The following is a 25,621-nucleotide window of genomic DNA, read 5'->3' as shown; positions in this document are numbered from 1 at the left end:
GAATGGAAAGGCGCCAACCGTTCGATGGCAGAGGCGGGCGAGCGGCCGATGGACTGGCCGCAGGCAACAGATGTCTTGTCATGCTGATAGGGGGCGGCTCAGGCCCAGAATTTGTAAGAGGACGTTAGCACCATCACCAGGCACTGACAAGGCAATGCGCCCGTTCTACCCAGTGCGCGCATACTTACGATCACACCTTATGTCGCCTTTCGGCAACAATTTGTGTTTCAAAAGGCCCTGAGCACCCCGCATCAGGCTTCGAGCAGGATGCGCAGCATGCGGCGCAGCGGTTCTGCCGCACCCCACAGCAATTGGTCGCCGATGGTGAAGGCGCCGACGTATTCCGGACCCATCGCCAGCTTGCGGATGCGGCCGACCGGAATGTTCATGGTCCCCGTCACTGCCACCGGCGTGAGATCCTTGACCGTCGCTTCGCGCGTGTTAGGCACGACCTTCGCCCACGGGTTGTCGGCGGCGATCATCGCTTCGATGTCGGCCAGCGGGACGTTCTTCTTGAGCTTGAAGGTCAGCGCCTGGCTATGGCAGCGCATGGCGCCGATGCGCACGCAGAAACCGTCGACCGGCGTGGCGGCGGTGCCGAAGCCCGCGCCCTGGCCCAGGATCTTGTTGGTCTCGGCGCCGCCCTTCCATTCTTCCTTGGACATGCCCCATTCGGCGTCGTCCTGACTCTTGCCCAGGCCCAAGTCCTTGTCGATCCAGGGGATCAGCGAGCCGCCCAGCGGCGCGCCGAAGTTGGCCGTCTCGGCGGCGCTGAGGTTCTGCTGCTTGTGCAGCACCTTGCGGTCGATTTCGAGGATGGCCGACTTCGGGTCGTCCAGCAGTGCGCGCACTTCGGCGTTGAGCGTGCCGAACTGGGTCAGCAGTTCGCGCATGTGCTGCGCGCCGCCACCCGAGGCTGCCTGGTAGGTCATGCTGGTCATCCACTCGACCAGGCCGGCCTTGTAGAGGGCGCCCACGCCCATGAGCATGCAGCTCACGGTGCAATTGCCGCCAATCCAGTTCTTGCCGCCCTTGGCCAGTGCGTTCTCGATGACCGGCAGGTTCACCGGGTCGAGCACGATGATGGCGTCGTCCTTCATGCGCAGGGTGGAGGCCGCATCGATCCAGTGGCCGTTCCAGCCTGCGGCGCGCAGCTTGGGGAACACCTCGCTGGTGTAGTCGCCGCCCTGGCAGGTGATGACGATGTCGCACTTCTTCAGTGCTTCGATGTCGTTCGCATCCTTCAGCGCGGTCTCGTTCTTGGCCATGGCCGGGGCCTTGCCGCCGGCGTTGGAGGTCGAGAAGAAGATCGGCTCGATGAGACCGAAGTCGCCTTCGGCCTGCATGCGGTCCATCAGGACCGAGCCGACCATGCCGCGCCAGCCAACGAGGCCGACCAGAGGTTGAGATGCGTTCGCCATTTCAGTTTGCCCTTATGAAAAAAGAAAAAGTTGTCTTTTTTTGCCCCCGACTCGTCGAGCCGGGGAGGGGCGTGACGAAGCGGGCTGCGGTTAGCCGGTAATCGTCTTTTTGGTGATTGCTGCAACGACCGCGTCGCCCATCTCGCGGGTGCCGACGCGCTTCGTACCTTCTGACCAGATGTCACCCGTGCGCAGGCCGGAGGCCAGCACGTCCTTGACCGCCGACTCGATACGGTCGGCAGCCTCGGCTTGGTTGAGTGAGAAGCGGAGCATCATGGCAGCGGACAGTATTGTAGCCAAAGGATTGGCAACCCCTTTGCCGGCAATGTCTGGGGCGCTGCCGTGGCTGGGTTCGTACAGGCCCTGGTTGCTCGAGTTGAGCGACGCCGAGGGCAGCATGCCGATGGAGCCGGTGAGCATTGCGGCCTCGTCCGAGAGGATGTCGCCGAACATGTTGCCGGTGACCACCACGTCGAACTTCTTGGGCGCCTTCACGAGCTGCATGGCCGCGTTGTCGACCAGCATGTGGTCGAGTTCGACATCCGGATATTCCTTCGCGATGTCGAGCATCACGTCTTTCCACAGCTGCGAGGTTTCCAGCACGTTGTTCTTGTCGACGCTGGTCACGCGCTTGCTGCGCTTGCGTGCCGCCTCGAAGGCCACGCGCGCGATGCGCTCGATCTCGGGGCGCGAGTAGCGCATCGTGTCGAATGCTTCCTCGGCACCCGGGAAGTGGCCGTCGACGGCGGTGCGGCGGCCGCGCGGCTGGCCGAAGTAGATGTCACCGGTCAGCTCGCGGATGATCAGGATGTCCAGGCCCGCGATCAGCTCGGGCTTCAGACTCGATGCGTCCACCAGCTGCTCGTAGCAGATGGCGGGGCGGAAGTTCGCGAACAGGCCCAGGTTCTTGCGCAGCCCCAGGATGGCCTGCTCGGGGCGCAGCGGGCGGTCGAGCTTGTCGTACTTCCAGTCGCCGACGGCGCCGAACAGCACAGCATCGGATTCCTTGGCCAGCTTGAGCGTCGATTCGGGCAGCGGATGGCCGTGCGCCTCGTAGGCCGCGCCGCCGACCAGCGCCGATTCCATCTCGAACTTCAGGTCGAGGACGTTGAGCACCTTGACCGCTTCGGCCACGATTTCGGTGCCGATGCCGTCACCCGGGAGAACTGCGATTTTCATTTTTGTCGTTTGTAGAAGAGAAGAAACGGAACGCGTTCAGGCGTTGGCCAGCATCGTATGCGCGAGCCACGGCTTCTGCGCCAGGCGCTCGGCCTCGAAGGCCTTGATCTTGTCCTTGTGGCGCAGCGTGAGGCCGATGTCGTCCAGCCCGTTGATCAGGCAGTACTTGCGGAAGGCCTGCACGTCGAAGGCGAACTCCTGTCCGTCGGGCTTCACCACCACCTGGCGCTCCAGGTCGATGGTCAGCGTGTAGCCGGGGAAGGCGAAGGTCTCGTCGAACAGCTGGCCCACTTGCGCTTCGGACAGCACGATCGGCAGCAGGCCGTTCTTGAAGCTGTTGTTGAAGAAGATGTCGGCGTAGCTCGGCGCGATGATCGCGCGGAAGCCGTACTGGTCGAGCGCCCACGGCGCATGTTCGCGCGACGAGCCGCAGCCGAAGTTCTTGCGCGCCAGCAGCACCGAGGCGCCTGCGTAGCGCGGCTGGTTCAGCACGAAGTCGGGGTTCGGCTTGCGGCTGGCCGGATCCTGGCCGGGCAGGCCCGGGTCGAGGTAGCGCCATTCGTCGAACAGGTTCACGCCGAAGCCGGTCTTCTTGATCGACTTGAGGAACTGCTTGGGAATGATGGCGTCGGTGTCGACGTTCTCGCGGTCCATCGGTGCCACGAGGCCCTTGTGCACGGTGAATTTCTGCATGTGATGTCTCCAGGTCAGGCCAGATCAGGCAAAAGTGCGCACGTCGACGAAGTGGCCGTGCACGGCGGCGGCGGCGGCCATGGCCGGGCTCACGAGGTGGGTGCGGCCGCCGGCGCCCTGGCGGCCTTCGAAGTTGCGGTTGCTGGTCGATGCGCAGCGCTCGCCGGGTTCCAGGCGGTCGGCGTTCATGGCCAGGCACATCGAGCAGCCGGGCTCGCGCCATTCGAAGCCCGCGGCCTTGAAGATCAGGTCGAGGCCTTCGCGCTCGGCCTGTTCCTTCACCACGCCCGAGCCGGGCACGACCATCGCCAGCTTCACGTTCTTCGCGACCTTCTGGCCCAGCTTCTTCACCACGGCGGCGGCTTCGCGCATGTCTTCGATGCGGCTGTTGGTGCACGAGCCGATGAACACCTTGTCGATGAAGATGTCGTTCATGGCCTTGTTGGGCTCCAGGCCCATGTAGACCAGCGCGCGCTCGATGGCGCCGCGCTTGCTCGCGTCCTTTTCCTTGTCGGGATCGGGCACGCGGCCGTTGATCTCGACCACCATCTCGGGCGAGGTGCCCCAGGTCACTTGCGGCTGGATCTGCGTGGCGTCGAGCTCGACCACGGCGTCGAACTTCGCGCCGGGATCGGACTGCAGCGTGCGCCAGTAGCTCACGGCCTGCTCCCATTCCACGCCGGTGGGCGCGAGCGGGCGGCCTTTGACGTAGCTGATGGTTTTTTCGTCCACGGCCACCAGCCCGGCGCGCGCGCCGGCCTCGATGGCCATGTTGCAGACCGTCATGCGGCCTTCCATGCTCAGGTCGCGAATGGCCGAGCCGGCGAACTCGATGGTGTAGCCCGTGCCGCCGGCCGTGCCGATCTTGCCGATGATGGCCAGCACGATGTCCTTGGCCGTGCAGCCGAGCGGCAGCTTGCCTTCGACCTTCACGAGCATGTTCTTCGCCTTCTTGCCCAGCAGCGTCTGCGTAGCCATGACGTGCTCGACCTCGCTGGTGCCGATGCCGTGCGCCAGCGCGCCGAACGCCCCGTGCGTGGAGGTGTGCGAGTCGCCGCAGACCACCGTCATGCCCGGCAGCGTTGCGCCCGATTCGGGGCCGATCACGTGCACGATGCCCTGGCGCTTGCTCAGGAACGGGAAGAACGCGGCCGCGCCGAACTCGGCGATGTTGTGGTCCAGCGTGGTGACCTGTTCCTTGCTGGTCGGGTCGGCAATGCCTTCGTAGCCGCGCTCCCAGCCGGTGGTCGGCGTGTTGTGGTCGGCCGTGGCCACGACCGAGCTGATGCGCCACAGCTTGCGGCCGGCTTCGCGCAGGCCTTCGAAAGCCTGCGGGCTGGTGACTTCATGCACCAGGTGGCGGTCGATGTAGAGGATCGCGGTGCCGTCTTCCTCGGTGTGGACGACGTGTTCGTCCCAGATCTTGTCGTAGAGCGTGCGTGCCATGTCGGTCTCTTTGTCTTTCGTGGGGAAATGGATTGTCTGTGTGTGCGGCTGCAATGTGGGTTCAGGCCGCGAGTTGTTCTGTCGCATCCGCGGCGGCGTGCAGGTGGTTCACCAGCGAGCGCGCTGCCACCGGCAGGGTGGAGAAATCGCGTGCCACGAGGCGGATCTCGCGCGCCGCCCAGGCGTCGTTCAGGGCGACGCTCACCAGGCCGCGTCCGATGCCGTTCTGCATGAGCTCGAAGGCGCGCTGCGGCATCACGCCGATGCCCAGGCCGTTCTCGATCATCCGGCACATGGCGTCGAGGCCGGTCACGTGGATGCGCAGCTTGATGCTGCGCCCGGCATTCAGCGCCGCCTCGTGCATGGCGACGTAGATCGAGCTGTTGGTGTGCAGGCCGACGTGGTCGAAGTCGAGCGAGTCGATGAAGTCGATGGCGCCCTGCGCGGCCAGCACGTGGCCGGTGGGCACGATGAGCGCCAGGCGGTCGTGCCTATAGGAAAGGCTCTGCAGCTCGCCCGCGCCGCCGGCCACGTGGCACACGCCGAGGTCGGCCGCGCCTTCCTGCACTGCGCGGATCACCTCGCTGCTCAGGTGCTCCTCGAGGTCGATCTTGATGGCCTCGTGCGCCCGCGTGAACACGCCCAGGTCTTCAGGCAGGAACTGCACGATGGCCGAGATGTTGGCATGCACCCGCACATGGCCGCGCACGCCGTCTGCGTATTCGCTGAGCTCGCCCTGCATCTTCTCGAGGCTGTAGAGCACCGAGCGCGCATGGTGCAGCAGGCTTTCGCCCGCCGGCGTGAGGTCTACGCCGCGCGCATGGCGGTAGAGCAGGGTGGTGCCCAGCGTGGCTTCGAGGTCGGACAGCCGCTTGCTGATGGCCGACGCCGCGATGAACTCGCGCTCCGACGCGCGGCCGATGCTGCCCAGTTCGCACACGGCCACGAATAACTGCAACGACGTGAGGTCGATGCGGCGGGCGAAGTTGCGTTCTGACGTGCTCATGGGGCTTGGGCATCGCGTCTGGCGATGAGTTGGCTATTTTCTTCTTGTTTTTCTCTTGAAGCCATCGTGATATGCGATGACCTCAATGCCCGTCGGCGAAGAGCGCCGGCCGGCATTCGGCCTCCAAACGAAAAAAGCTGCCCGCAGGCAGCTTTCTCAAGAGGGAGCAGCGCTCGATCAGCGAGCCGAGATCGGCTTCACGTCACGCTTCGGCGAGCCTTCGAACAGCTGGCGCGGGCGGCCGATCTTGTACTCGGGGTCGCCGATCATTTCGTTCAGCTGGGCGATCCAGCCGACCGTGCGGGCCAGCGCGAAGATCGCGGTGAACAGCGGCACCGGGATGCCGATGGCGCGCTGCACGATGCCCGAGTAGAAGTCGACGTTCGGGTACAGCTTGCGCGACACGAAGTATTCGTCTTCCAGGGCGATCTTTTCCAGTTCCTTGGCCAGCTTGAACAGCGGGTCTTGTTCCAGGCCCAGCTCGGTCAGCACTTCGTTGCAGGTTTCCTGCATCAGCTTGGCGCGCGGGTCGTAGTTCTTGTACACGCGGTGGCCGAAGCCCATGAGCTTGACGTTCGAGTTCTTGTCCTTGACCTTCTTGATGAACTCGCCGATCTTCTCGACGCCGCCTTCCTTCTGGATGTCGTACAGCATGTTGAGTGCTGCTTCGTTGGCGCCGCCGTGGGCCGGGCCCCAGAGGCAGGCCACGCCGGCCGCGATGGCCGCGAAGGGGTTCGTGCCCGACGAGCCGCACAGGCGCACCGTCGAGGTCGAGGCGTTCTGCTCGTGGTCTGCGTGCAGGATGAAGATGCGGTCGAGCGCGCGCTCGAGCACCGGGTTCACCTTGTACTCTTCGCACGGCGTTGCAAACATCATGTGCAGGAAGTTGCCGGCGTAGCTCAGGTCGTTCTTCGGGTACATGTACGGCTGGCCGATCGTGTACTTGTAGGCCATGGCCACGAGCGTGGGCATCTTCGCGATCAGGCGGATCGCGGCGATCTCGCGGTGCTCGGGATTGTTGATGTCCGTGCTGTCGTGATAGAAGGCCGACAGGGCGCCCACGAGGCCGGTCATGATGGCCATCGGGTGGGCATCACGGCGGAAGCCGCGCAGGAAGAACTGCATCTGCTCGTTCACCATGGTGTGGTTCGTCACGACCTTGGTGAAGTTTTCCTTCTTGGCCTGGTCCGGCAGTTCACCGTACAGCAGCAGGTGGCAGGTCTCGAGGAAGTCGCAGTTGGTGGCGAGTTGCTCGATGGGGTAGCCGCGATACAGCAGTTCGCCCTTGTCGCCGTCGATGTACGTGATGGCCGACTGGCAGGCGGCGGTCGACATGAAGCCCGGGTCGTACGTGAACATGCCGGTCTGTGCGTACAGCTTGCGGATGTCGATCACGTCGGGGCCCACGGTGCCCTTGTAGATCGGCAGGTCGACGCTGTCGCCGCCGTTGCTGAACGACAGCGTGGCCTTGGTATCGGATGCTTTCATTTCGGTTTACTTTCAGAGGTGGATTCAGGACGAAGGAGAAATTGCGGGCCGCTGCGCACCGTCAGTGCGCATCAGCTGCAGCAATGCGACCACCTCGGCCCCGGCCCATTCGGGCTCGGGCTCCTTTCTGCACAGAAGGAGGTCGAGGAGATCGTTGTCCGACAGGTCCATCAGTGTCTCCATCGCTCCCGCTTGACCCACGGTCATGCGGGATTCGTGTCGCTCGAAGAAGCGGGCGATGAACAGGTCGTTCTCGAGCAGTCCGCGCCGGCAGCGCCATTTCAGCTTGCTCAGCGCACGTTCGCTGAGCGGCTGGTCGAGGTCGGCGGCGGGTTGCATGGTGGCGTCTCTTGGCAATGGATCAGGGATCAGATGGCGCGGCGCACCATCAATTCCTTGATCTTGCCGATGGCCTTGGTCGGGTTCAGGCTCTTCGGGCACACGTCCACGCAGTTCATGATCGTGTGGCAGCGGAACAGGCGGTACGGGTCTTCCAGGTTGTCCAGGCGCTCGGCGGTGGCTTCGTCGCGGCTGTCGGCGATGAAGCGGTAGGCCTGCAGCAGGCCGGCCGGGCCCACGAACTTGTCGGGGTTCCACCAGAAGCTCGGGCAGCTCGTCGAGCAGCTCGCGCACAGGATGCACTCATACAGGCCGTTGAGCTCTTCGCGCTCTTCGGGGGACTGCAGGCGTTCCTTCTCGGGCGGCACGCTGTCGTTCTGCAGGTACGGCTTGATCGAGTTGTACTGCTTGAAGAACTGCGTCATGTCCACGATCAGGTCGCGGATGACGGGCAGGCCCGGCAGCGGCTTGAGCACGACGGTGCCCTTGAGCGTGTTCATGTTGGTCAGGCAGGCCAGACCGTTCTTGCCGTTGATGTTCATCGCGTCGGAGCCGCAGACGCCTTCGCGGCACGAACGGCGGAACGACAGCGTCGGGTCCTGCGCCTTGAGCTTCATCAGGGCGTCGAGCAGCATGCGCTCATGGCCGTCGAGTTCGATCTCGACGGTCTGCATGTAGGGCTTGGCGTCCTTGTCCGGGTCGTAGCGATAGATCTGGAATGTGCGCTTCATCGTATGTTCCTAATTTTTAGAATGTCCGGACCTTCGGGGGCACCGAGGCGACCGTCAGGGGCTGAAGCTTGACCGGCTTGTACGACAGGCGGTTGTCTTCGCTGTACCAGAGCGTGTGCTTCATCCAGTTGGCGTCGTCGCGGCCGAGCGGTGCGACAGGATCGTCCGCCGGGCGTTCGTAGTCTTCCACCGTGTGCGCGCCGCGGCATTCCTTGCGGGCTGCTGCGGAAACCATGGTGGCCTGCGCCACTTCGATCAGGTTGTCGACTTCCAGCGCTTCGATGCGGGCGGTGTTGAACACCTTCGACTTGTCCTTCAGGCCAATGGCCTTGACGCGCTCGCGCACGGCGGCGATCTTGGTCACGCCTTCGTCCATCGAGGCCTGCTTGCGGAACACGGCGGCATGCTGCTGCATGACGGCGCGGATCTCGCCGGCCACGTCCTGGGCATATTCGCCGGTGGTGGTCGACTCGAGGCGGTTCAGGCGCTCCAGCGTGCGGTCGGCCGCATCGTTGGGCAGGGGCTTGTGTTCCTTGAGCTTGTCGTTGAACTCGACGATGTGGTTGCCGGCCGCGCGGCCGAACACCAGCAGGTCGAGCAGCGAGTTCGTGCCCAGGCGGTTGGCGCCGTGCACGCTCACGCAGGAGCATTCGCCCACCGCGTAGAGGCCATTCACGACGGCGCTGTTGTCTTCGCCCTTCTGGATGACGACCTGGCCGTGGATGTTGGTCGGGATGCCGCCCATCTGGTAGTGGATGGTCGGCACGACGGGGATCGGCTCCTTCGTGATGTCGACGTTGGCGAAGTTGACGCCGATTTCATACACCGAGGGCAGGCGCTTGTGGATGGTGTCGGCGCCCAGGTGGTCGAGCTTGAGCAGCACGTAGTCCTTGTTGGGACCGCAGCCTCGGCCTTCCTTGATTTCCTGGTCCATGGAGCGCGAGACGAAGTCGCGCGGCGCCAGGTCCTTCAGCGTGGGCGCATAGCGCTCCATGAAGCGTTCGCCGTTGCTGTTCAGCAGGATCGCGCCTTCGCCGCGGCAGCCTTCGGTCAGCAGCACGCCCGCGCCGGCCACGCCGGTCGGGTGGAACTGCCAGAACTCCATGTCCTGCAGCGGAATGCCTGAGCGGGCAGCCATGCCGAGGCCGTCGCCGGTGTTGATGAAGGCGTTGGTAGAGGCCTGGAAGATGCGGCCCGCGCCGCCGGTGGCCAGCAGCACAGTCTTGGCCTGCAGGATGTGCAGGTCGCCGGTTTCCATTTCGAGGGCGGTCACGCCGACCACGTCGCCTTCTTCGTCACGGATGAGGTCGAGCGCCATCCATTCGACGAAGAACTGGGTGCGGGCTTCGACGTTCTTCTGATAAAGCGTGTGCAGCATCGCGTGGCCTGTGCGGTCGGCCGCGGCGCAGGCGCGCTGCACGGGCTTCTCGCCGTAGTTGGCGGTGTGGCCGCCGAACGGACGCTGGTAGATGGTGCCGTCGGGGTTGCGGTCGAAGGGCATGCCGAAGTGTTCGAGCTCGTACACGACCTTCGGTGCCTCGCGGCACATGAACTCGATCGCGTCCTGGTCGCCGAGCCAGTCGGAGCCCTTGATCGTGTCGTAGAAGTGGTAGTGCCAGTTGTCCTCGCTCATGTTGCCGAGCGATGCGCCCACGCCACCTTGAGCGGCGACGGTGTGCGAACGGGTCGGGAACACCTTGGAGAGCACGGCCACGTTGAGGCCGGCACGTGCGAGTTGCAGCGAGGCGCGCATGCCGGAGCCGCCGGCACCGACGATCACGACGTCGAACTTGCGCTTGGTGATTTTTTCTTTTGTGTAGGTCATGGTGGGTCAGATCTTCCAAAGCACTTGAATGGCCCAACCCGCACAACCGACAAGCCAGACGATGGTGAAAATTTGCAGCACGAGACGGATGGCGACGGGCTGGACGTAGTCCATCCAGACGTCGCGCATGCCGACCCACACGTGGTAGAGCAGGGCGACGATCACGGAGAACGTCAGCACCTTCATCCACTGCGCCGCGAAGATGCCGGCCCAGAGGTCGTAGCCGATGGGGCCGCGGGTGAAGATCAGTTGTGCGAGCAGCACGATCGTGAAGAGCGCCATCAGGCCGCCCGTGATGCGCTGGCTGAGCCAGTCGCGAAGACCGTAGTGCGCGCCGACGACGATGCGCTTGGAGCCGTAGTTCACAGACATGGTTGGCTCCTTCTCAGTACAGGCCGAACAGCTTGGCGCCCAGCACCAGCGTGAGGATGATGCTCGCGCCCAGCGTGAAGAGGGCGGAGGTGTGGCCGAATTCCTTGGTCACCGCGGAGTGGCTCACGTCCATCCAGAGGTGGCGCAGGCCGGCGATGAAGTGGTGCAGGTAGGCCCAGATGAGCGCGAGCGCGACGAGCTTGAAGAACCAACCCGGAGCGAAGCCGATGCCGACGTTGAAGGCGCCCTTGAATTTAGCGAACGAATAGTCGGATGACAGCGAAGTGTCGAACATCCAGATGATGAACGGCAGCAGCAGGAACATGAGCACGCCGCTCACGCGGTGCAGGATCGAAACGATGCCCGCCGGCGGAAGCCGGTAGGTCGTCAGATCGGTGAAGGCATTGATGTTCCGGAATTCGCGGCGCGGTGGCCGGGGAGGATTTGCAAGCTCTGTCATGGGGGGAGGGCTTTCGTGGCTTGGATGACTTGTTCTGAGAGCGAACGCTTTTGTTTCTTATGCGGAAGTGCAAACAACGCAAAATTCTATTGCAATGCACCATCGGGCAGCGGACGCGCATTAGTCAGCGCACCATTGCAGTCGGATGCTATTGACTTCGTAGCACGTAGTGCATGTTGCGCGCGCACGCTGGCGCGCCGTGATTCGGCCTTTGTCTGCATCGGGGTCAGCCCAGCTGGTTCCTGTAGTGGTGCGTGTCGGTGCGATAGAGCCCGCGGCGCAATTCCATGGGCATGTCATGGTAGGTGTGCGCCACGCGTTCCACGCTCAGCAGGGGCATCTGCTGCGTGACGTCGAGGAGCGCGGCCTGCTCGGCATCGGGCAGCACGGCGCGGATTTTTTCTTCGGCCCGCACCATGCGCACGCCGAACTCGGTTTCGAACAGCGCGTACATCGGCCCCGGCCACGCGCGCAGCCGCTCGGCCGTAAGGCCCTTGAAGGGCGTGCCGGGCAGCCAGAGGTCTTCGAGGATGGTCGGCACGCCGGCATAGGCCAGCACGCGGCGCACCTGCAGCACGGCGTCTCCGGTGCGCAGGCCGAGCGCGCGGGCCACGTCGGCCGACGCGCGCAGGCGCTTGCAGTCGACGATGGTGCGCACGGCGGGGCCTTCGCTGCTGGGGTCGCCGGCATCGGGCACGAGCTTGAGGAAACGGTACTGCACATGCTGCTCTGCATGCGTGGCGACGAAGGTGCCCTTGCCCTGGCGGCGAACCACCAGGTTTTCGGCCGACAGTTCGTCGATGGCCTTGCGCACCGTGCCCTGGCTCACCCGATAGCGCACGGCCAGGTCCATCTCGCTGGGGATGGGTTCGCCCGGCTTCCACTCGCCCGCCTGCAGGCTCTGCAGGATCAGGGTCTTGATCTGCTGGTAGAGCGGACTGAAGGACGGCGTCGCGGGCTCGTCGAGTGTTGTGGGCGTGTTCATGGCAGCGGTGGGGTGCGCCGTGGCGGCGCCCCCGAGGATATCTTATATAAGACATAAGACGGGGCTTATTGAATCGGCTTAAAATGCGGCCGGTCTCGCGCTGCGGGAGGGTATTTCACCCCGCAGAACCCTGGCGCCCCACGAGAGCGCCGACACCGTTTCATCACCTTCTGGAGTCTTCCCATGAGCAAAAAACCCGTCCGCGTTGCCGTCACCGGTGCCGCCGGCCAAATCGGTTACGCCCTGTTGTTCCGCATTGCATCCGGCGAAATGCTCGGCAAGGACCAGCCGGTCATCCTGCAACTGCTCGAAATCCCCGACGAGAAGGCCCAGAAGGCGCTCAAGGGCGTGATGATGGAACTCGACGACTGCGCGTTCCCGCTGCTGGCCGGCATGGAAGCCCACGGCGACCCGATGACCGCCTTCAAGGACGCCGACTACGCACTGCTGGTCGGTTCGCGCCCCCGCGGCCCCGGCATGGAACGTGCCGAACTGCTGGCCGTCAACGGTGCCATCTTCACGGCACAAGGCAAGGCCCTCAACGCCGTCGCCAGCCGCAACGTCAAGGTGCTGGTGGTCGGCAACCCGGCCAACACCAACGCCTACATCGCCATGAAGAGCGCACCTGACCTGCCGCGCAAGAACTTCACCGCCATGCTGCGCCTGGACCACAACCGCGCCGCCAGCCAGATCGCCGCCAAGACCGGCAAGGCCGTGGCCGACATCGAAAAGCTCACCGTGTGGGGCAACCACTCGCCCACGATGTACGCCGACTACCGCTTCGCCACCATCAACGGCGAAAGCGTCGCCAAGATGATCAACGACCAGGAATGGAACGCCAACGTGTTCCTGCCGACCGTCGGCAAGCGCGGCGCGGCCATCATCGAAGCACGCGGCCTGTCGTCGGCTGCCTCGGCCGCCAACGCCGCAATCGACCACATGCGCGACTGGGCCCTGGGCACCAACGGCAAGTGGGTCACCATGGGCATCCCGTCGGACGGCCAGTACGGCATTCCGAAGGACGTGATGTTCGGCTTCCCCGTCACCTGCGAAAACGGCGAATACAAGCTGGTCGAAGGCCTCGAGATCGACGCATTCAGCCAGGAACGCATCAACAAGACGCTGGAAGAGCTCGAAGGCGAACGCGCCGGCGTTGCCCACCTGCTGTAAGCCATCCGCAGCATGCTCGACTGGAACCCAGCGCTCTACCGTCGCTACGAGGACGAGCGCACCCGGCCCGCACAGGAACTCCTGGCGCGGGTGCCGCTGGCGGAGGCGGCCCGCGTGGTCGACCTCGGCTGCGGCCCGGGCAATTCCACCGAGCTGCTGGTTCACCGGTTCCCGAAGGCGCAAGTCATCGGGACCGACAACTCCGAAGCCATGCTGGCCAGCGCGCGCGAGCGCCTGCCGCAGGCGCGCTTCGAGTTGAGCGACATCGCGACCTGGGCGCCGCGTTCTCAGGAAGAAGCGCCCGACCTCATTTATGCCAACGCGTCCCTGCAGTGGGTGCCCGATCACGAAAAGCTGATCCCGCGCCTGTTCGACGCGCTGGCCCCGGGCGGCGTGCTCGCCGTCCAGATGCCCGACAACCGCCAGGAGCCCACGCACCGGCTCATGCGCGCCGTGGCCGCCGAAGCGCCGTGGGCCGAGCCCATCGGCGACGCCGACAGGCTGCGCACCCGGCTGCTCGACCTCGGCGGCTACTACGACCTGCTGGCGCCGCGCGCCGCGCACGTCGATGTCTGGCACACCATCTACCAGCACCGCATGGCCGATGCCGCATCCATCGTCGAATGGGTACGAGGCACGGGGCTGAAGCCTTTCGTCGATCGCCTCGAGCCGGCACTGCAGGCCAGCTACCTGGCCGAATACGAACGCCGCGTGAACGAGGCTTATCCGCCCCGCGCCGACGGCAAGCGGCTGCTCGCGTTTCCGCGCATGTTCTTCGTCGCCCAGAAGGGCGGCAACGCATGACGAACACCGTCCACCCCGCGCAAGTGCTGCTCGGCGCGCAGGCCGGCGCGGTGACGCTGCCCGTGTGCGACCACTACAGCGGCGTCGAGGCACGCATGAAGAAGAGCCTCGCGCTCCAGGCCGAGATGGCCGAGGAGTTCGGCGCCTGCGTGTTCGACGTGACCCTCGATTGCGAGGACGGCGCGCCCGTGGGCGGCGAAGCGGAGCATGCCGCGCTCGTCACCGAGCTCGCGCTGGCCGCCAGGCCCGGCATGCGTGTCGGCGTGCGCGTGCATCCGGTCGACCATCCGGCCTTTGCCGGCGACGTGGTCACCATCGCCGGACGCGCCGGCCATCGCCTGAGCCATCTGATGGTGCCCAAGGTCGAATCGGTGACCGATGTGTTGCAGGCTGTTTCCGCGCTCGAGGCTGCCGACGCCGGCGCGTTGCCGCTGCACGTGCTGATCGAGTCGCCGCTGGCCGTGCACAACGCCTTCGAGATCGCCGCGCATCCGCGCGTGCAGTCGCTGAGCTTCGGCCTGATGGACTTCGTCTCGGCCCACGCCGGCGCCATTCCCGCCGACGGCATGGGCGCGGCGGGGCAGTTCAGCCATCCGCTGGTGGTGCGGGCCAAGCTGGCCATCGCATCGGCCGCGCATGCCTGCGGCAAGGTGCCGTCGCACTGCGTGGTCACCGAGTTCAACAATACCGATGCCATGCGCACCGCAGCCCGCAAGGCGGCCACCGAATTCGGCTACACGCGCATGTGGAGCATCCACCCGAACCAGATCCGGCCCATCCTCGAGGCTTTCGCGCCCGACGAGGCACAGATTCAAATTGCCACAAAAATCCTTGTAAAGGCGGCAGCCGCAAATTGGGCTCCGACACAAATTGATGGCACATTGCACGACCGCGCGAGCTACCGCCATTTCTGGCAGGTTCTGACACGTGCCCACGCAACAGGGCGCGCGTTGCCCCCCGAGGCGAAAGCCTGGTTTGCGCTCGCGGCCTCCTGAAACCACCCGAACCCAGCCTCAAGGAAACCCACACATGAAGAAAATTGCCCTGATTGCAGCTGTCGCACTGGCTCTGCCCCTGGTCGCAATGGCCCAGGACGCTGCCAAGCCGGCAGCAAAGCCCGCCGCCAAGGCAGCTTCCTCCAGCACGGCAAAGGCCCCCGCCAAGAAGCACCAGGTCACCCGCAAGGCCGCCAAGGCCGTCGAGGAAGTCACTCCCATCAACACCGACACCGACGTGACGCTCTCCGAGGCCGACCTGGCCGTGGCCCAGCGCGTGTCCGTCGGCAAGGCCCAGTGCGAACTCGGCGCCGACGTGACCGTCACGCCCGACGACAAGAAGCCCGGCTTCTTCACCGTCAGCACCAAGGGCGCGAAGTACCGCATGCACCCGGTCGAAAGCCGCACCGGCGCCATCCGCCTCGAAGACCCGCGTGCCGGCGCCATGTGGCTCCAGCTCGGCAACAAGTCGATGCTGATGAACCAGAAGGCCGGCCTGCGCCTTGCCGACGAATGCCAGACCGAAGCCCAGGTCGCCTTCGCCGCAGAAATGAAGAAGAACCCACCGAAGGCGCTGTTCGACGGCGCCGACGGCGAAAAGAAGTAAGCGTACCGAACGCCGGATGCGGTGCGGCTCTTGCTAGGCCGCACCGTATTCCTGCAAGACCAGTTTCCGGAGAAAAGAAGATGTTGCAAGCCTACGTTGATCATGTTGCCGAACGCGCCGCGCTCGGTATCCCGCCGCTGCCCCTGAGCGCGAAGCAGACCTCTGAAGCGATCGAGCTCCTCAAGAGCGCGAACGCAAAGGACGGCGCTTTCCTGCTGGACCTGCTCACCTATCGCGTGCCCGCCGGCGTCGACGACGCGGCCAAGGTCAAGGCGAGCTACCTCGCGGCCGTGGCGCACGGCACCGAGAAGAGCGAGTTCATTTCGCGCGCCCGCGCGACCGAACTGCTCGGCACCATGCTCGGCGGCTACAACATCAGCCCCATGATCGACCTGCTCGACGACGCCGAAGTCGGCGCCGTGGCTGCAGAGGGCCTCAAGAAAACCCTGCTGATGTTCGACCAGTTCCACGACGTCAAGGAAAAGGCCGACAAGGGAAACGCCCACGCCAAGGGCGTGCTGCAGAGCTGGGCCGATGCCGAGTGGTTCACCAGCCGCCCCGAAGTGCCCGAAAGCATCACTGTCAGCATCTTCAAGGTGGCTGGCGAAATCAACACCGACGACCTGTCGCCCGCACCCGATGCGACGACCCGTCCCGACATCCCGATGCACGCCCTGGCGATGCACAAGAACGCACGCCCCGGCATCGTTCCCGAAGAAGACGGCAAGCGCGGCCCGGTGAAGTTCATCGAGGACCTGCGCGCGCGCGGCCACCTCGTGGCGTATGCCGGCGACGTGGTCGGCACGGGTTCGTCGCGCAAGAGCGCCACCAACTCGGTGCTCTGGTTCACCGGCGAAGACATTCCCTTCGTGCCCAACAAGCGCTTCGGCGGCGTCTGCCTCGGCGGCAAGATCGCTCCCATCTTCTACAACACGATGGAAGACTCGGGCGCGCTGCCTATCGAACTCGACGTCACGCAGATGAACATGGGCGACGTGGTCGAACTGCGTCCCTATGAAGGCAAGGCGCTGAAGGACGGCAAGGTCATCGCCGAATTCCAGGTCAAGAGCGACGTGCTGTTCGACGAAGTGCGCGCCGGCGGCCGCATTCCGCTGATCATCGGCCGCGGCCTGACGGCCAAGGCGCGCGAAGCGCTGGGCCTGCCCGTTTCCACGCTGTTCCGCCTGCCGCAAAGCCCGGTCGACACCAAGAAGGGCTTCTCGCTCGCACAGAAGATGGTCGGCCGCGCCTGCGGCCTGCCGGAAGGCCAGGGCGTTCGCCCAGGCACGTATTGCGAACCCAAGATGACCTCGGTCGGCTCGCAGGACACCACCGGCCCGATGACGCGCGACGAACTGAAGGACCTGGCCTGCCTGGGCTTCTCGGCCGACCTCGTCATGCAGTCGTTCTGCCACACGGCGGCGTACCCCAAGAAGGTCGACGTCAAGATGCACCACGAACTCCCCGAGTTCATGGCCAACCGCGGCGGCGTGTCGCTGCGTCCGGGCGACGGCGTGATCCACAGCTGGCTCAACCGGCTGCTGACGCCCGACACCGTGGGCACCGGCGGCGACAGCCACACCCGTTTCCCCATCGGCATCAGCTTCCCCGCGGGCTCCGGCCTCGTGGCTTTTGCGGCCGCCACCGGCGTGATGCCGCTGGACATGCCTGAATCGGTGCTCGTGCGCTTCAAGGGCAAGATGCAGCCGGGCGTCACGCTGCGTGACCTGGTCAATGCGATTCCGCTGTACGCCATCAAGGCGGGCCTGCTGACCGTGGCCAAGCAAGGCAAGAAGAACATCTTTTCGGGCCGCATCCTCGAAATCGAGGGCCTGCCCGACCTGAAGGTGGAACAGGCTTTCGAGCTGAGCGACGCTTCGGCCGAGCGTTCGGCCGCCGGCTGCACGGTGCACCTGAACAAGGACCCGATCATCGAGTACATCAACAGCAACATCACGCTGATGAAGTGGATGATTGCCGAAGGCTACGCCGATGCCCGCACGCTGCAGCGCCGCATCGCCGCGCAGGAAGCCTGGCTTGCGAACCCGCAACTGCTCAAGGGCGACGACGATGCCGACTACGCCGCCGTCATCGAGATCGACCTGGCCGAGATCCACGAGCCCATCGTGGCCTGCCCGAACGACCCGGACGACGTGAAGACGCTGAGCGACGTGGCCGGCGCCGCGATCGACGAAGTGTTCATCGGTTCGTGCATGACCAACATCGGCCACTTCCGCGCGGCGTCGAAGCTGCTCGAAGGCAAGCGCGACATCCCGGTCAAGCTGTGGATCGCTCCGCCGACCAAGATGGACGCGCAGCAGCTCACCGAAGAAGGCCACTACGGCGTGTTCGGCAATGCCGGTGCCCGCACCGAAATGCCGGGCTGCTCGCTGTGCATGGGCAACCAGGCACAGGTGCGCGAAGGCGCGACGGTCATGTCGACCAGCACGCGCAACTTCCCGAACCGCCTGGGCAAGAACACGAACGTGTACCTCGGCTCGGCCGAGCTGGCCGCCATCTGCTCGCGCCTGGGCCGCATCCCGACGCGCGAGGAGTACATGGCCGCCACGGGCGTGCTCGACGCCTCCAGTGCGCAGATCTACCAGTACCTGAACTTCGACAAGATCGAAGACTACAAGGGCGTGGCGGACTCGGTCACGGCCTGATCTCCGCGGCTTGGCCCGCACCATTGAAGAAGCCCCGCCAGCCGGGGCTTTTTCTTGCGCGCTCCATTCATGGGTGCAACGGCTGAAAGCGGAAATAAGCCACCAAAGCGGGCAACCTCGCCACTGCCGTCCGCGTCATCGGCGAGAGCGCCTTTCTTTTTGCTCGACACTCGGCGCGATGCGCATCGGCATTTCAATCTTCACTCACGCGGGGCAGGGCATCCGGCACCTGCTGCCCGCTCTGGCCGCATGGGCCACCGCTGGCGCGGCGATCGCGCAAGGCGCGCCGGCACCCCAGGCACTCCCCTTGCAGCAAGACACACTTGCACGTGCAGCCGCCAGCGTGGGCGTCGGGCGTTGCCTGAGCGCCATCACGCGGCTTTCCACACTCGCGGTGCAGGGCAGCCGCGGCCACGACGTGCTGCTCGACTGGGACCGAAAGCGCCCCGATGCGGGACCGATGTTCTCGCTGATCGGCATCCAGTACCCGAATGCCGGCGTAGCCGCCTCGATCACCGCCGTGCCCGACGACACCGGCGGCTGCACCATGTCGGCCGAGCGCATCTCGGTCGCACCTTTCACCTGCGCGAGCGTCGCGCAGCAGGAGCTGGCAGGCTACAAGGTGACGCAGTTGCTGCCCATCTACGCGGTCTACACCGACGACAGTGAGCCCGCCTCGTCGGTGTCATTGATCGATTCGCCGCCGGGCTGCCTGGTGATCCGGCGCTATGTGGAGTACGGCTGGAAAGACCCCGCGGCCGTCGCCAGGAAGCGCTAGGCGCGACCGTCTCCGACACACGGCTTCGCCCTCCGCCGTCCCGCGCGGCCGTCTACAGGCCTGAAAAATGGTGTCAATCCGCGCACGTTCGTCGCGGAAGGAGACGCACCATGCCGCTGGCGACACTGATCGGCCGATGGGCCATGAAGCCATTCTCGAAGGCGCTGCCACCGCTCGGCGACACCGAGCGGGCCGCGCTCGAGGCCGGCACGGTCGGATTCGAGGGCCAGTTGTTCGCGGGGCGACCTGATTTCGACGCGCTCTCGGCCATGGGGCCGAACCGGCTCACCGAACGCGAGCAGGCTTTTCTCGACAACGAGGTGCGCACGCTGTGCCACATGCTGGACGACCACGCCATCGATCAGGCGCGCGACCTGCCGCCCGATGTGTGGCGCTTTCTTCGCGAGATGCGCTTCTTCGGGATGATCATTCCCGAGGAGTTCGGCGGCCTCGGCTTCAGCCACTTCGCGCACGCCACCGTGGTGACGCGCATTGCCACCGTCAACACCGCCACGGCCGTCACGGTCATGGTGCCCAACTCGCTCGGCCCGGCCGAACTGCTGCTGCGCTACGGTACCGACGCACAGAAAGACCACTACCTGCCGCGCCTCGCGGATGGCCGCGAGCTGCCGTGCTTCGGCCTGACTTCGCCCTACGCGGGGTCGGACGCGGCGTCGATTCCCGATCGCGGCGTGGTGGTCGAGCGCGAGTTCGACGGCCGCATGACGCGCGGCTTCCTGGTCGATTTCGACAAGCGCTACATCACGCTCGCGCCGGTGGCCACCGTGGTCGGTCTGGCCTTCCATGCCGTGGACGAAAGCCGGCCCGACGGCCAGCGCGACCTCGGCATCACATGCGCGCTGATTCCCGTGCCGCACGAGGGCATGGAGATCGGCCGGCGTCACCGGCCGATGGACAGCGCCTTCATGAACGGCCCCATCCACGGGCGGCAGGTGTTCGTGCCGATGGACTGGATCATCGGCGGCGAGAAGCAGGTCGGCCAGGGCTGGCGCATGCTGATGGAGTGCCTGGCCGCGGGCCGCGCCATCTCGCTGCCTGCGCTGGGCTCGGCGATGCAGCAGACCGCGCTGTACGTGAGCAACGGCTACGGCCAGATCCGCGAGCAGTTCGGCATGCCGGTCGGCAAGTTCCATGCAGTGGCGGGGCTGGTGGCGCAGATGTCGGCCGAGCTGTATGCGACCGACGCGGCACGCCGCTATACCGCGGCGGCGCTCGACAAGGGCGAGCGGCCCAGCGTGGCCAGCGCCATCCTCAAGGTGCAACTGACCGAGGCGGGGCGGCGCGCGGTGAATCACGGCATGGACATCCTGGGCGGCAAGGGCATCATTTCTGGCCCTTCCAACCTGCTCGGCGTGGCCTACCGGCAGGCGCCGATCGCGATCACGGTGGAGGGCGCGAACATCCTCACGCGCGCGCTCATCGTCTTCGGGCAGGGCGCGGTGCGCTGCCACCCGCACGTGCTCGACGAAATGGCTGCCGTGCAGGCGGGCGACGAAACCGCCCTCGGCAAGGCGCTGATGGCGCATGGCAGGCACGTGGCCGTCAACCTGTGGCACAGCCTGTTCGGCGCGCCGGTGCTGGGCAAGCCGCCTGAAGAGCTGTTGCCGGAGGCACGGCTGGTCGCGCGCATGAGCGCCAAGTACGCGCTCACCGCCGACCTCGCGATGGGCATGCTCGGCGGCAAGCTCAAGCGCATGGAACTGCTGTCGGCAAGGCTCGGCGACGTGCTCGCGCACCTGTACCTGGCCAGCGCGTGCATCTGGCGCTACCGCGTCGACGGGGCACCCGAGCTGCTGCCGTTCGCGCAGGCCGCAATCCGGCTGCAGCTCGACGAGGCCGGCAAGATACTGCGCGACCTGTACGCCAACCTGCCGACCTCCGGCCGGCGCGTGATCGGCGCGCTGGTGTTGCGCCGCACCGCGCACCTGGCGCCGTTGCGCGATGTACAGCTCATTGCGCTGTCAGATCTGCTGCGCAAGAACCCTCGCATCGTGGAGCGCCTCGCACCGGACCTCAGCGAGCCCGCGCCCGGCGGCCTGCGCGACCTGATGTATGCGATGGAACTCTCGGTGCAGCTCGGAGACACCACCGCCGCGCTCAACAAGGCGCTGCGCCGCACGAATTCACTGGAAGATGCGGCCAGCTCGGCGCCCGATCCCGAACTGGCGCTGGCCTACCTGAAGGCGGCCGACAAGGTCATCCAGGTGGACGACTTCGAAGGCCCGCCGCGCGGCGCGGACGGCAGGGCCGATCTCAATCCGCCTGCGGCGTCGACTGCGCCAGCTGCGCCGCCAATGCAACCAGCGCCGCAGCTGTCTGCTCATCGGCCGGAAAGAACGATTCCACCGCGAGTTCCTGCAATGTGACGTCGACCGGCGTGCCGAAGATCGTGATGGTGCTGATGAAGCTCAGCACGCCGCTCGGCATGACGACCTGGAAGGGCACCGCCACCGCCGACAGCGCGGTGTCGAGCACGGGGGCGTCGTGGCTCACGGCGGGCGCGGGGTAGGCCGCGAGTTCGTCGTGCAGCGACTGCAGCACCGCGTCTCCGGTGGCGGCGATCTGCTGCTGAAGCCGCTCGAGGAGGTGGGTGCGCCACTGCGCGAGGTTGGCGATGCGCGGGGCCACGCCGTCGGGGTGCAGGCTCAGGCGCAGCACGTTGATGGGCGGCTTCAGCAGTTCGGGCGCGGCGCCTTCCATCAGCAGCGGCACCAGCGCGTTGTGTGCGACCAGGTTCCAGTGGCGGTCCACGGCCAGTGCGGGAAATGGCTCGTGCCCCTTCAGCACCAGGTCGATGGCGCGGCGCGCGGAGGCCATCGCCGGGTCGTCGAGCGAGCGCTGCCGGTACATCGGCGCGAAGCCCGCAGCCACCAGCAGCGCATTGCGCTCGCGCAGCGGCACTTCCAGCCGTTCGGCCAGCCGCAGCACCATTTCGCGGCTGGGCGCGGCGCGGCCGGTTTCCACGTAGCTCAGGTGGCGCGTCGAGACCTCGGCCTCCTGCGCCAGGTCGAGCTGGCTCAGGCGGCGGTGGGTGCGCCAGTGCCGCAGGTGGACGCCGAACGGGTCGCGAGCGCCGGGGCGGTCGGCCTTGGACGAATGGGAGCGGATGGTGTTCATGGAGCCGCATTCTGGCGCGGTGGCGGCGCCGCGCCATGACCTCGGAGGTCATCGACGCGATGCGGTGTCGCCGGAATCATTGGCGCCGTACCACCCCGGTACTACACCAAGGAGAACCGCATGTCCGTCTTCGCATCCCCCCGTTTCCTGCCCAACGTGATGTGGGCCGATGCCGCCTCATGCGCCGCGACCGGCGCGCTGCAGGTGGCGTTCGCCGACGCGCTGGCGCGGCTGACCGGCCTGCCGGCGCCGCTGCTCATGGGCACGGGCGTCTTCCTGCTGGCCTATGCGGCAATGGCAGCCTTCATGGCCAGCCGCCCCACGCCGCCGCGCGGGCTGATCGGTCTTGTCGTCGTGGGCAATTTCGGCTGGGCCGTGGCCTGCGTCGCGCTGCTGGTGAGCGGCGTGTTCGCGGTCAGCGCGCTGGGCATGGCGTGGGTGCTGGCGCAGGCGGCCTGCGTGGTCGTGCTGGCCGAGCTGCAATGGACCGGCCTGCGCCGCACGCGTGGCGGTGCGCGAATGGCCATGGCCTGAAAGACCGGCTGCTCATTCGGAAAAATGGGGGTGAGCCTAGTCCCCCGACTACAGCCACTGACATTGATCCCTGCTATCTTTGAGAGGCTTCCACGAACCAACAGGAGTCCCTCTATGGCCAAAGCACCGGCGCATGCCTTTGCGTCCACCCTCAAGACCTTCAAGACAGCATCTGGCAAGTCCGGCAAGTACTGGTCCCTGAAGGAGCTGGCCAAGCAATACCCGACCGTCGACAGGCTGCCGGTTTCCATTCGCATCGTGCTCGAATCGGTGCTGCGCAACTGCGATGGCCAGAAGGTTTCGGCCAAGCACGTCGAAGAGCTGGCCCACTGGGCGCCCAACGCCGAGCGCACCGACGAAATTCCCTTCGTCGTCACCCGCGTGGTGCTGCAGGACTTCACCGGCGTGCCGCTGCTGGCCGACCTGGCCGCCATGCGCAGCGTGGCCGCCAAGCTGGGCAAGTCGCCCAAGACCATCGAGCCGCTGGTGCCCGTCGACCTGGTGGTCGACCACTCGGTGATGGTCGACTACTACGGCACGCCCAAGGCGCTCGACCTGAACATGAAGCTGGAATTCCAGCGCAACAACGAGCGCTACCAGTTCATGAAGTGGGGCATGCAGGCCTTCGACACCTTCCGCGTGGTGCCGCCGGGCTTCGGCATCGTGCACCAGGTGAACCTCGAATACTTTGCGCGCGGCGTCTACAAGAGCCCGTACGACAACGGCGACAAGCCCACCTACTACCCCGACTCGCTGGTCGGCACCGACAGCCACACCACCATGATCAACGGCATCGGCGTGGTCGGCTGGGGCGTGGGCGGCATCGAGGCCGAGGCGGCCATGCTGGGCCAGCCGGTCTACATGCTGACGCCCGACGTGGTGGGCTTCGAGCTCACCGGCAAGCTGCGCGAAGGCGTCACGGCCACCGACCTGGTGCTTTACGTCACCGCCATCCTGCGTGCCGAGAAGGTGGTGGGCAAGTTCGTCGAGTTCTTCGGCCCCGGCGCCGCGTCCATCGCCGTGCCCGACCGCGCGACCATCGGCAACATGGCGCCCGAATACGGCGCGACCATGGGCTTCTTCCCGGTCGACGAAATGACCGTGGCCTACTTCGAAGGCACCGGCCGCACCAAGGAAGAGGTCGAGCGCTTCGAGGCCTACTACAAGGCGCAGGGCCTGTTCGGCATGCCCGCCCCCGGCGACATCGACTACACCAAGGTGGTGCGCCTGGACCTCGGCACCGTGTCGCCCAGCCTGGCCGGCCCGAAGCGCCCCCAGGACCGCATCGACCTCGGCCACCTGGCCACCAAGTTCTCGGAGCTGTACAGCAAGCCCAACGACGCCAACGGCTTCAACCAGCCGGCGGACAAGCTCAAGGTGCGCTATCCGCTGGTGGCTGCCGGCAAGGGCAGCGATGACGAAGCCGCGCCGCCGCCCGCCGGCGCGCCGCTCGACGTGGTCGAGATGGTGGCCAACCGCTCCACCAAGGCGGCTGCGCACGTGAGCGCCACCGCGCCTTCGGCGCCCAAGGGCGAAGTGACCATCGGCAACGGCGACGTGCTGATCGCCGCCATCACCTCGTGCACGAACACCTCCAACCCGAGCGTGATGCTGGCCGCCGGCCTGCTGGCCAAGAAGGCGGTGGAAGCCGGCCTCACCGTCAAGCCGCACATCAAGACCTCGCTGGCCCCGGGCTCGCGCATCGTGACCGAATACCTCGAGAAGGCCGGCCTGCTGCCGTACCTCGAGAAGCTGGGCTTCTACCTTGCCGGATACGGCTGCACCACCTGCATCGGCAACGCCGGCGACCTGACGCCCGAGATCAACGAAGCCATCACCAGGAACGACCTGATCGGCGCGGCCGTGCTGTCGGGCAACCGCAACTTCGAGGCGCGCATCCATCCGAACCTCAAGGCCAACTTCCTGGCCTCGCCGCCGCTGGTGGTGGCCTTTGCCATCGCGGGCAACGTCATGACCGACCTGATGACCCAGCCCGTGGGCAAGGGCAAGGGCGGCAAGGACGTGTACCTGGGCGATATCTGGCCCACGCCGAAGGAAATCGACGACAACCTGCGCTATGCCATGAACGCCAAGTCGTTCCGCGCGAACTACGAGAAGGTGAAGACCGATCCGGGCAAGTTCTGGACGAGCATCAAGGGCACCAACGGCCAGGTCTACGACTGGCCCAAGTCCACCTACATTGCCGAGCCGCCGTTCTTCGAGGGCTTCAAGATGAAGCCGCACGCGTCGGACGCGGGCTTCAAGGGCGCGCGCATCATGGCGCTCTTCGGCGACTCGATCACCACCGACCACATCTCGCCGGCCGGCTCCATCAAGGAAAGCTCGCCCGCGGGCATCTGGCTGAAGGCGAACGGCGTGGCCAAGGCCGACTTCAACAGCTACGGCTCGCGCCGCGGCAACCATGACGTGATGATGCGCGGCACTTTCGCCAACGTGCGCATCAAGAACCTCATGATTCCGCCGGACGCCAACGGCACGCAGGAAGAGGGCGGCGTCACGCGGTTCCAGCCCGGCAACGAGAAAATGTTCATCTACGACGCCGCCATGAAGTACATGGAGCAGGGCGTACCCACCGTGGTGTTCGGCGGCGAAGAGTACGGCACCGGCTCGTCGCGCGACTGGGCCGCCAAGGGCACGCAGCTGCTGGGCATCAAGGCCGTGGTGGCGCGCAGCTTCGAGCGCATCCACCGCGCCAACCTGGTCGGCATGGGCGTGCTGCCGCTGCAGTTCCGCGGCGCCGATTCATGGCAGACGCTGGGCCTCACGGGCGACGAGAAGATCGACGTGGTGATCGGCAGCGAACTGAAGCCGCAGATGGACGTGAAGCTGGTGGTGCACCGCCCCGACGGCACGCACCAGGAGGTGACGGTGCGCCTGCGCATCGACACGCCGATCGAGGTCGACTACTACAAGCACGGCGGCATCCTGCCGTTCGTGCTGCGGCAGCTTCTGGAATAACCCCC

General features: G+C 65.8%; 22 protein-coding genes. 9 read left to right on the top strand and 13 right to left on the bottom strand.

Annotated elements, in window-relative coordinates:
• Positions 1 to 251: 251 nt before the first annotated feature.
• The 12 genes from asd to ACQY8B_RS17000 form a co-directional block, all read right to left on the bottom strand.
• Positions 252 to 1,421 carry an aspartate-semialdehyde dehydrogenase gene (asd, locus tag ACQY8B_RS17055; protein WP_422087798.1) on the bottom strand — a complete coding sequence of 390 codons (1,170 nt, stop codon included), beginning with the start codon at positions 1,419 to 1,421 and terminating at the stop codon, positions 252 to 254.
• Positions 1,422 to 1,511: 90 nt separating this feature from the next.
• Positions 1,512 to 2,600, bottom strand: a complete 1,089-nt coding sequence (gene leuB, locus ACQY8B_RS17050) for a 3-isopropylmalate dehydrogenase (protein WP_422087797.1) — start codon at positions 2,598 to 2,600, stop codon at positions 1,512 to 1,514.
• Positions 2,601 to 2,636: 36 nt separating this feature from the next.
• A complete protein-coding gene (leuD, locus tag ACQY8B_RS17045) occupies positions 2,637 to 3,293 on the bottom strand; it encodes a 3-isopropylmalate dehydratase small subunit (protein ID WP_081270667.1) in 657 nt (218 codons plus the stop codon).
• A gap of 24 nt (positions 3,294 to 3,317) precedes the next feature.
• Complete coding sequence (gene leuC, locus ACQY8B_RS17040) at positions 3,318 to 4,739, bottom strand: 3-isopropylmalate dehydratase large subunit (RefSeq protein ID WP_422087796.1); 1,422 nt, start codon at positions 4,737 to 4,739, stop codon at positions 3,318 to 3,320.
• A gap of 61 nt (positions 4,740 to 4,800) precedes the next feature.
• On the bottom strand, positions 4,801 to 5,745 hold the full coding sequence (locus ACQY8B_RS17035) for a LysR substrate-binding domain-containing protein (protein ID WP_422087795.1): 945 nt from the start codon (positions 5,743 to 5,745) through the stop codon (positions 4,801 to 4,803).
• Positions 5,746 to 5,922: 177 nt separating this feature from the next.
• Entirely contained in the window at positions 5,923 to 7,233 is a 1,311-nt protein-coding gene (gene gltA, locus ACQY8B_RS17030; RefSeq protein ID WP_081270664.1) for a citrate synthase, read from the bottom strand.
• A 24-nt stretch (positions 7,234 to 7,257) separates the two neighbouring features.
• Positions 7,258 to 7,572 (bottom strand): succinate dehydrogenase assembly factor 2, encoded by a 315-nt coding sequence (locus tag ACQY8B_RS17025; RefSeq protein ID WP_081270663.1) that lies wholly within the window; start codon positions 7,570 to 7,572, stop codon positions 7,258 to 7,260.
• A gap of 29 nt (positions 7,573 to 7,601) precedes the next feature.
• Complete coding sequence (locus tag ACQY8B_RS17020) at positions 7,602 to 8,303, bottom strand: succinate dehydrogenase iron-sulfur subunit (protein WP_081270662.1); 702 nt, start codon at positions 8,301 to 8,303, stop codon at positions 7,602 to 7,604.
• Between the two features lie 16 nt (positions 8,304 to 8,319).
• A complete protein-coding gene (sdhA, locus tag ACQY8B_RS17015; RefSeq protein ID WP_422087794.1) occupies positions 8,320 to 10,128 on the bottom strand; it encodes a succinate dehydrogenase flavoprotein subunit in 1,809 nt (602 codons plus the stop codon).
• 6 nt (positions 10,129 to 10,134) lie between these two features.
• Complete coding sequence (gene sdhD / locus ACQY8B_RS17010; protein WP_081270660.1) at positions 10,135 to 10,500, bottom strand: succinate dehydrogenase, hydrophobic membrane anchor protein; 366 nt, start codon at positions 10,498 to 10,500, stop codon at positions 10,135 to 10,137.
• Between the two features lie 13 nt (positions 10,501 to 10,513).
• Entirely contained in the window at positions 10,514 to 10,960 is a 447-nt protein-coding gene (gene sdhC / locus ACQY8B_RS17005; protein ID WP_081270659.1) for a succinate dehydrogenase, cytochrome b556 subunit, read from the bottom strand.
• Between the two features lie 226 nt (positions 10,961 to 11,186).
• Positions 11,187 to 11,945: a GntR family transcriptional regulator gene (locus tag ACQY8B_RS17000; protein WP_422087793.1), complete on the bottom strand. Its 759-nt coding sequence runs from the start codon at positions 11,943 to 11,945 to the stop codon at positions 11,187 to 11,189.
• Positions 11,946 to 12,128: 183 nt separating this feature from the next.
• Here ACQY8B_RS17000 and ACQY8B_RS16995 point away from each other — a divergent pair, with 183 nt between their 5' ends.
• From ACQY8B_RS16995 to ACQY8B_RS16965, 7 genes are all read left to right on the top strand, one after another.
• Complete coding sequence (locus ACQY8B_RS16995; protein ID WP_301506779.1) at positions 12,129 to 13,115, top strand: malate dehydrogenase; 987 nt, start codon at positions 12,129 to 12,131, stop codon at positions 13,113 to 13,115.
• A 12-nt stretch (positions 13,116 to 13,127) separates the two neighbouring features.
• Positions 13,128 to 13,919 carry a trans-aconitate 2-methyltransferase gene (gene tam / locus ACQY8B_RS16990; protein ID WP_422087792.1) on the top strand — a complete coding sequence of 264 codons (792 nt, stop codon included), beginning with the start codon at positions 13,128 to 13,130 and terminating at the stop codon, positions 13,917 to 13,919.
• On the top strand, positions 13,916 to 14,914 hold the full coding sequence (locus ACQY8B_RS16985) for an HpcH/HpaI aldolase/citrate lyase family protein (protein ID WP_422087791.1): 999 nt from the start codon (positions 13,916 to 13,918) through the stop codon (positions 14,912 to 14,914). Before tam ends, ACQY8B_RS16985 begins: the two co-directional genes overlap by 4 nt.
• A gap of 34 nt (positions 14,915 to 14,948) precedes the next feature.
• On the top strand, positions 14,949 to 15,521 hold the full coding sequence (locus ACQY8B_RS16980) for a hypothetical protein (protein ID WP_422087790.1): 573 nt from the start codon (positions 14,949 to 14,951) through the stop codon (positions 15,519 to 15,521).
• Between the two features lie 80 nt (positions 15,522 to 15,601).
• Positions 15,602 to 18,187 carry a bifunctional aconitate hydratase 2/2-methylisocitrate dehydratase gene (locus tag ACQY8B_RS16975; RefSeq protein WP_422087789.1) on the top strand — a complete coding sequence of 862 codons (2,586 nt, stop codon included), beginning with the start codon at positions 15,602 to 15,604 and terminating at the stop codon, positions 18,185 to 18,187.
• A gap of 178 nt (positions 18,188 to 18,365) precedes the next feature.
• Positions 18,366 to 18,965, top strand: coding sequence for a hypothetical protein (locus ACQY8B_RS16970; RefSeq protein ID WP_422087788.1), 600 nt, complete (start codon positions 18,366 to 18,368; stop codon positions 18,963 to 18,965).
• Positions 18,966 to 19,075: 110 nt separating this feature from the next.
• Positions 19,076 to 21,352 carry an acyl-CoA dehydrogenase gene (locus ACQY8B_RS16965; protein WP_422087787.1) on the top strand — a complete coding sequence of 759 codons (2,277 nt, stop codon included), beginning with the start codon at positions 19,076 to 19,078 and terminating at the stop codon, positions 21,350 to 21,352.
• On the opposite strand, the gene ACQY8B_RS16960 is transcribed toward ACQY8B_RS16965, so the two are convergent.
• Positions 21,240 to 22,103 carry a helix-turn-helix domain-containing protein gene (locus ACQY8B_RS16960; protein WP_422087786.1) on the bottom strand — a complete coding sequence of 288 codons (864 nt, stop codon included), beginning with the start codon at positions 22,101 to 22,103 and terminating at the stop codon, positions 21,240 to 21,242. The genes ACQY8B_RS16965 and ACQY8B_RS16960 overlap by 113 nt on opposite strands.
• Positions 22,104 to 22,223: 120 nt before the next feature.
• Between ACQY8B_RS16960 and ACQY8B_RS16955 the strand changes: the two genes are divergently transcribed.
• Together ACQY8B_RS16955 and ACQY8B_RS16950 are read left to right on the top strand one after the other, a co-directional pair.
• The gene (locus ACQY8B_RS16955) at positions 22,224 to 22,637 is read left to right on the top strand and encodes a hypothetical protein (protein WP_422087785.1); all 414 of its coding nucleotides are present in this window, start codon (positions 22,224 to 22,226) and stop codon (positions 22,635 to 22,637) included.
• 114 nt (positions 22,638 to 22,751) lie between these two features.
• On the top strand, positions 22,752 to 25,616 hold the full coding sequence (locus tag ACQY8B_RS16950; RefSeq protein ID WP_422087784.1) for an aconitate hydratase: 2,865 nt from the start codon (positions 22,752 to 22,754) through the stop codon (positions 25,614 to 25,616).
• Positions 25,617 to 25,621 lie beyond the last annotated feature (5 nt).

This window comes from Variovorax sp. (genome assembly GCF_965279555.1).
In the GTDB taxonomy this organism is placed as follows: Bacteria; Pseudomonadota; Gammaproteobacteria; order Burkholderiales; family Burkholderiaceae_C; genus Variovorax.
This window is presented reverse-complemented; position numbering and strand designations above follow the sequence as displayed.

Coding starts and splice junctions, on each gene's coding strand:
- gltA (WP_081270664.1), bottom strand. CDS start 7,233: ATGAAAGCATCCGATACCAAGGCCACGCTGTCGTTCAGCAACGGCGGC.
- ACQY8B_RS16965 (WP_422087787.1), top strand. CDS start 19,076: ATGCCGCTGGCGACACTGATCGGCCGATGGGCCATGAAGCCATTCTCG.
- ACQY8B_RS16975 (WP_422087789.1), top strand. CDS start 15,602: ATGTTGCAAGCCTACGTTGATCATGTTGCCGAACGCGCCGCGCTCGGT.
- ACQY8B_RS16970 (WP_422087788.1), top strand. CDS start 18,366: ATGCGCATCGGCATTTCAATCTTCACTCACGCGGGGCAGGGCATCCGG.
- ACQY8B_RS17000 (WP_422087793.1), bottom strand. CDS start 11,945: ATGAACACGCCCACAACACTCGACGAGCCCGCGACGCCGTCCTTCAGT.
- asd (WP_422087798.1), bottom strand. CDS start 1,421: ATGGCGAACGCATCTCAACCTCTGGTCGGCCTCGTTGGCTGGCGCGGC.
- leuD (WP_081270667.1), bottom strand. CDS start 3,293: ATGCAGAAATTCACCGTGCACAAGGGCCTCGTGGCACCGATGGACCGC.
- ACQY8B_RS16995 (WP_301506779.1), top strand. CDS start 12,129: ATGAGCAAAAAACCCGTCCGCGTTGCCGTCACCGGTGCCGCCGGCCAA.
- ACQY8B_RS16960 (WP_422087786.1), bottom strand. CDS start 22,103: ATGAACACCATCCGCTCCCATTCGTCCAAGGCCGACCGCCCCGGCGCT.
- ACQY8B_RS16980 (WP_422087790.1), top strand. CDS start 14,949: ATGAAGAAAATTGCCCTGATTGCAGCTGTCGCACTGGCTCTGCCCCTG.
- ACQY8B_RS17035 (WP_422087795.1), bottom strand. CDS start 5,745: ATGAGCACGTCAGAACGCAACTTCGCCCGCCGCATCGACCTCACGTCG.
- sdhD (WP_081270660.1), bottom strand. CDS start 10,500: ATGTCTGTGAACTACGGCTCCAAGCGCATCGTCGTCGGCGCGCACTAC.
- sdhA (WP_422087794.1), bottom strand. CDS start 10,128: ATGACCTACACAAAAGAAAAAATCACCAAGCGCAAGTTCGACGTCGTG.
- leuC (WP_422087796.1), bottom strand. CDS start 4,739: ATGGCACGCACGCTCTACGACAAGATCTGGGACGAACACGTCGTCCAC.
- leuB (WP_422087797.1), bottom strand. CDS start 2,600: ATGAAAATCGCAGTTCTCCCGGGTGACGGCATCGGCACCGAAATCGTG.
- tam (WP_422087792.1), top strand. CDS start 13,128: ATGCTCGACTGGAACCCAGCGCTCTACCGTCGCTACGAGGACGAGCGC.
- ACQY8B_RS16985 (WP_422087791.1), top strand. CDS start 13,916: ATGACGAACACCGTCCACCCCGCGCAAGTGCTGCTCGGCGCGCAGGCC.
- ACQY8B_RS16955 (WP_422087785.1), top strand. CDS start 22,224: ATGTCCGTCTTCGCATCCCCCCGTTTCCTGCCCAACGTGATGTGGGCC.
- ACQY8B_RS17025 (WP_081270663.1), bottom strand. CDS start 7,572: ATGCAACCCGCCGCCGACCTCGACCAGCCGCTCAGCGAACGTGCGCTG.
- sdhC (WP_081270659.1), bottom strand. CDS start 10,960: ATGACAGAGCTTGCAAATCCTCCCCGGCCACCGCGCCGCGAATTCCGG.
- ACQY8B_RS17020 (WP_081270662.1), bottom strand. CDS start 8,303: ATGAAGCGCACATTCCAGATCTATCGCTACGACCCGGACAAGGACGCC.
- ACQY8B_RS16950 (WP_422087784.1), top strand. CDS start 22,752: ATGGCCAAAGCACCGGCGCATGCCTTTGCGTCCACCCTCAAGACCTTC.